Genomic DNA, 8,352 nt, shown 5'->3' with positions numbered 1-8,352 from the left:
GCCATCACCGAGGAGATCGGCACCGAGTCCTCCATCGAGCTCATCTCCTACGCGATGAACATGGCCGACGAACGCAAGGCCTGCCCCGCCCACGACATCTCCCCAAACCCCGCCCCCCCCGGGGCCCGCGCGCAAACGACCCCGGACAGGTTGCGGCGCCGGCTGTCCGCGGAGCGTCGTACGCTGGGACACCCCGGCTCGTTCGACGCGTCGGGCTGTTCGCGTTGCCCCGCCTGTCTGCCTCTGGGACGGAAAGCCACATGAGCCTGAACGGTCTGCTCGACGTCGTCGTGGACGACCCCGCGCTCGCGGAGGCGGTCCGCGGTGCCGCGGACGGCAACCGCCCGCACGTCGACCTGGTGGGTCCGCCCGCCGCCCGCCCGCTGGCCCTGGCCGCGCTCGCGGCCCGCGCCGGCCGCACCCTGCTGGCGGTGACGGCGACCGGTCGTGAGGCCGAGGACCTGGTCGCGGCCCTGCAGTCGCTGCTGCCCGAGGACTCCGTGGTGGAGTACCCGGCCTGGGAGACGCTGCCGCACGAGCGGCTGTCGCCCCGTTCGGACACCGTGGGCCGCCGCCTGGCCGTGCTGCGCCGGCTGGCGCACCCCAGCAAGGACGACCCGACCGCCGGCCCGGTGCGGGTCGTGGTCGCGCCGATCCGTTCCGTGCTGCAGCCGCAGGTCAAGGGTCTGGGCGATCTGGTCCCGGTGGCCCTGCGCACCGGGACGACCGCCGATCTGAACGACGTCGTGGACGCCCTGGCGGCCGCCGCGTACGCCCGGGTGGAGCTGGTGGAGAAGCGCGGCGAGTTCGCCGTGCGCGGCGGGATCCTGGACGTCTTCCCGCCCACCGAGGAGCATCCGCTCCGGGTGGAGTTCTGGGGCGACGACGTCGAGGAGATCCGCTACTTCAAGGTGGCCGACCAGCGCTCGCTGGAGGTCGCCGAGCACGGCCTGTGGGCGCCGCCCTGCCGGGAGCTGCTGCTCACCGACGAGGTGCGGGCGCGCGCCGCCGAGCTGGCCGAGGAACACCCGCAGCTGCGCGAACTGCTGGACAAGATCGCCCAGGGCATCGCCGTGGAGGGCATGGAGTCCCTCGCCCCGGTGCTGGTGGACGACATGGAGCTGCTGCTGGACGTGCTGCCGGCCGGGTCGATGACCGTGGTCTGCGACCCGGAGCGGGTCCGTACCCGGGCCGCCGACCTCGTGGCGACCAGCCGGGAGTTCCTGGAAGCCTCCTGGGCGGCCTCCGCCGGGGGCGGTGAGGCCCCGATCGACCTGGGCGCGGCCTCGCTGTGGAGCATCGCCGACGTACGCGACCGGGCCCGTGAGCTGGGCGTCCCCTGGTGGTCGGTGAGCCCGTTCGCGGCCGATGACGAGCTGGAGGCGGACACCCTCAAGCTCGGCATGCACGCCCCCGAGGTCTACCGGGGCGACACCGCCCGGGCGCTGGCCGACACCAAGGGCTGGCTCGCCGACGGCTGGCGCGCGGTCTACGTCACCGAGGGCCACGGTCCCGCCGCCCGCATCGTGGAGGTGCTGGGCAACGAGGGCATCGCCGCGCGCCTCGACACGGGTCTGGACGGGCCGGTCGAGCCCTCCGTGGTCCATGTGGCCTGCGGCTCGCTGGAGAGCGGCTTCGTCGACCCCGCCCTGAAGATCGCGGTGCTCACCGAGACCGACCTGTCCGGCCAGAGGTCCTCCACCAAGGACATGGGGCGCATGCCGTCCCGGCGCCGCAAGACCATCGACCCGCTGACGCTGCAGGCGGGCGACTTCATCGTGCACGAGCAGCACGGCGTCGGCCGCTACGTGGAGATGGTGCAGCGCACCGTCCAGGGCGCCACCCGTGAGTACCTGGTGGTCGAGTACGCGCCGGCGAAGAAGGGCCAGCCGGGGGACCGGCTGTTCGTGCCGACCGACCAGCTGGAGCAGATCACCAAGTACGTCGGCGGCGAGGCGCCCTCGCTGCACCGCCTGGGCGGCGCGGACTGGACGAAGACCAAGGCGCGCGCCAAGAAGGCGGTCAAGGAGATCGCCGCGGACCTGATCCGGCTGTACTCCGCCCGCATGGCCGCGCCCGGCCACAGCTTCGCGCCGGACACCCCCTGGCAGCGGGAGCTGGAGGACGCGTTCCCGTACGCGGAGACCCCGGACCAGCTCACCACGATCGCCGAGGTCAAGGAGGACATGGAGAAGACGGTCCCGATGGACCGGCTGATCTGCGGCGACGTCGGCTACGGCAAGACCGAGATCGCGGTGCGGGCGGCCTTCAAGGCGGTGCAGGACGGCAAGCAGGTCGCCGTCCTGGTGCCCACCACGCTGCTGGTGCAGCAGCACTTCGGCACCTTCTCCGAGCGCTACTCGCAGTTCCCGGTCGTGGTGAAGGCGCTGTCCCGGTTCCAGAGCGACAGCGAGGCCAAGGCGGTCCTGGAGGGCCTGCGCGAGGGGTCCGTGGACGTCGTCATCGGCACCCACCGCCTGTTCTCGTCGGAGACCAAGTTCAAGGACCTGGGCCTGGTCATCGTCGACGAGGAGCAGCGCTTCGGCGTGGAGCACAAGGAGCAGCTGAAGAAGCTCCGCGCCAACGTCGACGTGCTCACCATGTCCGCCACGCCCATCCCGCGCACCCTGGAGATGGCGGTCACGGGCATCCGCGAGATGTCGACGATCACCACCCCGCCGGAGGAGCGGCACCCGGTGCTGACCTTCGTCGGCCCGTACGAGGAGAAGCAGATCGCCGCCGCGGTCCGCCGCGAACTGCTGCGCGAGGGCCAGGCCTTCTACATCCACAACCGGGTGGAGAGCATCGACAAGGCCGCCGCGCGGCTGCGCGACCTGGTCCCCGAGGCGCGGATCGCCACCGCGCACGGGCAGATGGGCGAGTCGGCGCTGGAGCAGGTCGTGGTGGACTTCTGGGAGAAGAAGTTCGACGTGCTGGTCTCCACGACGATCGTCGAGTCGGGCATCGACATCTCCAACGCCAACACCCTCATCGTCGAGCGGGGCGACAACTTCGGCCTCTCCCAGCTGCACCAGCTGCGGGGCCGGGTCGGCCGCAGCCGCGAGCGCGGCTACGCCTACTTCCTGTACCCGCCGGAGAAGCCGCTCACCGAGACCGCCCACGAGCGGCTGGCGACGATCGCCCAGCACACCGAGATGGGCGCCGGCATGTACGTCGCCATGAAGGACCTGGAGATCCGCGGCGCGGGCAACCTGCTCGGCGGCGAGCAGTCCGGCCACATCGCGGGCGTCGGCTTCGACCTGTACATCCGCATGGTCGGCGAGGCCGTGGCCGACTACCGGGCCGGCATGGAGGCGGGCGGCGGCGAGGTCGAGGAGGCCCCGCTGGAGGTGAAGATCGAGCTGCCGGTCGACGCGCACGTCCCGCACGACTACGCGCCCGGCGAGCGGCTGCGTCTGCAGGCGTACCGGTCGATCGCCGCGGTGAACTCCGAGGAGGACGTCAAGGCCGTCCGCGAGGAGCTCACCGACCGCTACGGCAAGCTCCCGGAGCCGGTGGAGAACCTGCTGCTGGTCGCCGGGCTGCGGCTGCTGGCCCGCCGTCTGGGGGTCTGCGACATCACCCTGCAGGGCAACAACGTGCGGTTCTCGCCCGTCGAGTTGCGCGAGTCGCAGGAGCTGCGGCTGAACCGCCTCTACCCCCGCACGGTCGTGAAGCAGGCGGCCAAGCAGATCCTGGTGCCGCGCCCCACCACGGCGCGGATCGGCGGCAAGCCGGTGGTCGGCCGGGAACTGCTCGCGTGGACGGCGGAGTTGCTGACCACGGTCCTGGACAGCTGAAGCCTCAGGGGACGCGAAAGGGCCCCGTCCGCGCGAGGTCGAGCTGCGCGGACGGGGCCCTGTCGCTCCGGAGGCTTCCCGAGGTTCAGCCCAGCAGGCGCCGCAGGTTCAGCCGGCCCCACAGCAGGCTGGTGGAGAACGACAGCACCATCACCGCCAGGACCAGCCCGACCAGCAGCACCGCGGCCACCGGTCCGCTCAGGTCCGGCGAGACCACGCGGTGGACCAGTTCCTCGACGAAGAGCACGTGCACCATGTACGCGCCCAGCGCCGCGCCGGCCAGGTGCTTCAGGCGCGGCTGGAAACGCTCCGGGATGCGGATCCGGCTGACCAGCAGCAGGACGCAGACGCTCATCGCGGCCACGAAGAGGTGGGCGTTGGGGATCACGTAGTGGACCCGCGTGTTGTACCAGAGGCACCCGGCCATGGTGAGCGGCAGCAGCACGACCAGCCACCGGCGCCACGGGACGGCGCCGGCCGGCAGGGCGAAGAGCATGGCGCCGCCGACCGCGTACACCAGGGAGTAGGTGCCGAAGCCCCAGGCCACGGGGGGCAGGTCGGTGTGGGTCAGGTCCCCGGCCAGGGCGAGGACGCTCGGCAGGACCGCGATGCCCAGCAGCACCGCCCCCAGCCCCCAGGGCCGCTTGCCGTCCTTGATCAGCATCGCGAAGGCGAGCAGCACGATGATGGGGATGTAGTTGTACATGAACCACAGGTGGTAGGCGGGCTGCACGGAGCCGATGAGGGAGTCCCTCGCGAGCTCGGTCATGGGCCGCTCGTTGCGGTCCCGCAGCCAGGCCCACACCAGGTAGACCGCCGTCCACGCGAAGAGCGGGACGGTGTTGCGGACGATCCGCTGCCACATCCGGGCGCTGTCCCGCGGCGGGGCGCCGACCAGCACCGCCCATCCGGCGATGGCGAAGTACATGGGCACCGCGAACGGGTTGACCGCCTCGGCCACGTGCCCCGCCCAGTACGTCGCGGCCCCGTGGGACGCGTCGTTCCCGGTCGAGCGGATGAACTGGGAGCCCACGTGGCCCAGCATGACGGTGGCGGAGCACAGCAACCGCATCAGGTCGATGTCGTAGCGGTGTTCCCGCGCGTCGGCGGAGTGTCCGGGGGAGGCGGAACTGCGCTGCAACGGCAGTCGCACGGCTGTTTCATTCGACACCGCGTGATGATCGGGCACATGGGTGTCGTGGAGCCGAACGGTCACCCAACTCCCCGGGGCCCGGCGGTATCGGAACGGTCTCGGTCCGCCGGGCGGTGTGCCCGTTCACCCGTGATTCGCCGTGATGTGGCGGGGGGTTCGTCCGGCGTCATCGGAGCGGGCTTTCCCTCACCCCTTCGGGTGTCATTGTCCGATGGCCGGAACGCGTGTGTGGCGCCGGGTCCCCTCTTCCCGCCTGGCGTTTCCCGCCCGGCCCGGCGTCCGGGGGTGCCGGTGGGCGGTTTGCCCGGCGGGGGGCGCGGGGCTAGCGTCCGGCATCGCTGGACGGATCGTCCGGCGTGGATGGACGGCGCCGGGACGCCCGCCCACGCCGGGGTGGTCCGTCCCGCGCGCCGATGACTCCCGGGCCCGGGGATCCGCCGTCCCATCCCCCTTTCCATGGACGGATCCCCGGGACCCGGGCCCACCATCCAGCCCCCGGAGGAACACGTGCCCGGACCACACCCGCCCGCCCGGCGCCGCGCATGACGCACGGACCCTGGGACCTGCTCGCCCGCGGTGGAGTGGACGTCCTGTCCCTCATGGCGCTGGTGGGCCTGCTCTACCGGCGCGGTTGCCCGGCCCCGCAGATGCCGCTGGTGCTGACGGCGCTCAACGTCGGCCTCTTCGCGGCGATGAGCGCGATGGGCGCGGGATCGTTCCCGGCCGGGGTGGGCTTCGGGCTGTTCGGGATGCTCTCCCTGGTCCGGTTGCGCAGCACCGCCTTCACCGCCCGGGACGTCGCGTACACCTTCACGGCGCTGGTGATCGCCCTGTGCGGAGGCCTGCCGCAGCGGGAGATCTGGTTCGTCGTGACGCTGGACGTGCTGGTGCTCGCGGCCGTCCTGGTCGTCGACGACCCGCACGCCCACCGGCCGACCCGGGTGGTGCGCCTCACCCTGGACCGCCTGTACGCCGACCCCGCGGCGGTCCACCGGGAGGTCGTGCTGCGGTTCGGCCAGGAACCGCTGGCGGTGCTCGTGGACGAGGTCGACTTCGTGCGCGAGACGACCCGGGTCTCGGTCCGCTACCGCGGCGACTCGCCCCTGGGCTGGGGGCTGCCGGACGACGGTGCGGGGCCCGCCGCCGGACGGGGCGGCCAGGACAGCCTGCTCGAGAGCAGGCTCGTGTGACCGGCCCGGAGGGTTTCGCCGAGGCGCTGGGACTGGCTCCGCTGCGCGGGGCGACCCTCGCCGAGGTCGACGCCGCCGCGGCACTGCAGCACCGGGTCGACCGCAAGTACCTGCTGCCGGCCCTGTCGGCACGCTGCCTGGTCGCCGCCCTGGCGCCGACGCACCACGTGCTGGACGTCGGCGGCCGCCGCACCACCGGGTACCGCAGCACGTACTTCGACACCGCCGGGCTCGGCGCCTGGTACGCGCACGTGCAGGGGCGCAGGCGCCGCTGGAAGGTCCGTACCCGGCTCTACGTCGAGGACGGGCTGTGCCGCGTCGAGGTCAAGACCAAGGACGGCCGCGGCGCCACGGTCAAGCACGCCCGCACCCTGGCCGCCCGGGAGTACGGCCTCATCGGCGCCGGGGCGGCCGCCTTCGTCGACGACGTGCTCGGCGCCGCCGGGGTCCCGGTCCGCTCCGGGCTGCTGTCCCCCGCCGGGGAGATCCGCTACGTCCGCGCGGCCCTCGCCGACCTGGCGGCCGGCAGCCGGGTCACCCTCGACGGCCGGCTCACCTGCCACCGCGGCAGGGCGACGGCCGCGCTGAACCACGGCTTCGTCCTCGTCGAGACCAAGGGCGGTCCCCGTCCGGGCGCGGCCGACCGGCTGCTGATGGGCCTGGGGGTACGGCCGCTGCCGCTCAGCAAGTACGTCGTGGGACAGGCCCTGCTCGTCCCGGGCCTGCCCGGCAACGACGTGCGCCGCCTGGTGCGGTACTGCTTCCACGCCCCCACGCGTGCCGAACCGGAGGCCCGGGTCCCCGGCCCGGCCGGACCGGCGTGGTGAGCACGGCCCACCGCAGGGCGCCCGTCCGCCCCCGGGCCCCCCGCACGGGCCGCCGGTACCCCGCCGTCGCCGTCGCCGCCGTGGCCGCGGCGGTCCTCGGCCTGATCGGCACCCACGTCACCGCCCCCGCGGACCCCGGGGCGGGCGGCGCGGTGCGGCGGATCGAGCAGGACCCGCCGCCCCCGCTGTTCCCCGACGCCGAACTGCGCGGCTGGACCACGCGGCTCGACGCGCAGCAGCGGGCCGCCGACGCGCTCTACGCCCGGTGGCGGTCGGGGCACGGCACCGCCCGCGACGACCCGGCGTTCGTCCGCTGGGCGGCGGCCCGGATGCCCGATCCGCCCGCAGAAGCCGCACGCGCCGCCGGACTCGGGGAGGTCAGCCGTCTCGCCCGTACGCGCACCGCCGCCGGCCGGACGGCCGCCGCGTGGCTCGCCGCCCACGGGGAGCGGGACATCTGGCGCCTGTACCTGGACGACCGGCGCGAACTGATGCCCCGCGCCGAGGGCGAGGCCGCCCGGGTCCGCCTGGACGCGGCGCTGGAGCTGGCCGGCACGATCAGCGGCCGGCTCGCCGGGCACTACCGGCGGTCCCGCCCCTCCGCCCTCGATCCCGCCCTGGGCCCGGCCCGGAAGGCCACCCCGGCCGCCGATTGCGCCTGCGCCTACCCGGCGGCGCCCGCGGCGCTCTCCTCCGCGGCCGTCGCCGTCCTCACCGCCCTGGCCCCGCGGCGCGCCGCCGAGTACCGCTGGATGCAGGTCCAGGTCGTGCACGCCCGGCTCTACACCGCCGACCACCTACGGGACGACCTCCTCGCCGGCGCCCTGCTCGGCGCACTGGTCGGCGACTACATCCGGGCGGCGGACACCACCCCGACGAACCGCGCATGACCCAACGGCACCCCGTGTGACCTGCGGCGCCAGCTCGTCCGCACACCAGGTTCACCTGGACGCCACCCCGGGAACGCCGGTGTTCACCACATTCGCACCCCCCTCCCCCCGTGGCGTCCCATAGTCTGCCGGGGCAGGTGATATCGGACAGCGACCGGGACGGATCCATGCACATCGCCGTCTTCGCCGAGGTGCCGGAGGCCGTGGGCCGGACCGGGTGGGCGGACGTGCCCGGCGAGGAAGCCGGGGAAACGGGGTACACGGGGGTCCAGGAACTGTTCGGCATCACCCGGTTCGGAGAGCGGACGGACCGCGCGTGGGGGCCGGCGGTCACGGACGGCCGGGCCGTCCCACCCACCGGCCCGCTGCCCACCGTGCCCGCGATGACGGACCGGGCCCCCGTCCACGACCATCCGATCCCGGAGCCCGGCTGGACCCCGGCCGAGCTCCGGGATCGGATGGTCGTGGACGGGGGCCCGGTCCGTCATCGCG

The 8,352-nt window shown here is 73.7% G+C and carries 7 protein-coding genes; 6 read left to right on the top strand and 1 reads right to left on the bottom strand.

From position 1 onward, the window contains the following. Together PV350_RS41535 and mfd are read left to right on the top strand one after the other, a co-directional pair. Positions 1–264: hypothetical protein (locus tag PV350_RS41535; RefSeq protein WP_500338590.1), on the top strand; the 264-nt coding region annotated here is incomplete at its 5' end. After that, the gene (mfd, locus tag PV350_RS41530) at positions 261–3,800 is read left to right on the top strand and encodes a transcription-repair coupling factor (protein ID WP_500338589.1); all 3,540 of its coding nucleotides are present in this window, start codon (positions 261–263) and stop codon (positions 3,798–3,800) included. The genes PV350_RS41535 and mfd, both read left to right, overlap by 4 nt. An 85-nt stretch (positions 3,801–3,885) precedes the next feature. Here mfd and PV350_RS41525 read toward each other — a convergent pair whose 3' ends face one another. Then, positions 3,886–4,971, bottom strand: a complete 1,086-nt coding sequence (locus PV350_RS41525) for an acyltransferase (protein WP_499512244.1) — start codon at positions 4,969–4,971, stop codon at positions 3,886–3,888. A gap of 524 nt (positions 4,972–5,495) precedes the next feature. On the opposite strand from PV350_RS41525, the gene PV350_RS41520 reads away from it, so the two are divergent. From PV350_RS41520 to PV350_RS41505, 4 genes are all read left to right on the top strand, one after another. Then, a complete protein-coding gene (locus PV350_RS41520) occupies positions 5,496–6,143 on the top strand; it encodes a DUF4956 domain-containing protein (protein WP_500338587.1) in 648 nt (215 codons plus the stop codon). Beyond that, a complete protein-coding gene (locus tag PV350_RS41515) occupies positions 6,140–6,970 on the top strand; it encodes a polyphosphate polymerase domain-containing protein (RefSeq protein WP_499512242.1) in 831 nt (276 codons plus the stop codon). Before PV350_RS41520 ends, PV350_RS41515 begins: the two co-directional genes overlap by 4 nt. Beyond that, the gene (locus tag PV350_RS41510) at positions 6,967–7,860 is read left to right on the top strand and encodes a hypothetical protein (protein ID WP_499512241.1); all 894 of its coding nucleotides are present in this window, start codon (positions 6,967–6,969) and stop codon (positions 7,858–7,860) included. The genes PV350_RS41515 and PV350_RS41510 overlap by 4 nt, the downstream gene beginning before the upstream one ends. A 167-nt stretch (positions 7,861–8,027) precedes the next feature. After that, positions 8,028–8,352, top strand: a 325-nt coding sequence (locus tag PV350_RS41505; protein ID WP_500338585.1) for a hypothetical protein, incomplete at its 3' end; no start/stop codon positions are given.

The sequence above is a fragment of the Streptomyces sp. PA03-6a genome, assembly GCF_033792765.1.
GTDB lineage: Bacteria > Actinomycetota > Actinomycetes > Streptomycetales > Streptomycetaceae > Actinacidiphila.
The sequence above is the reverse complement of the archived record's forward strand: the minus strand, read 5'-3'. Positions and strand labels throughout refer to the sequence as shown.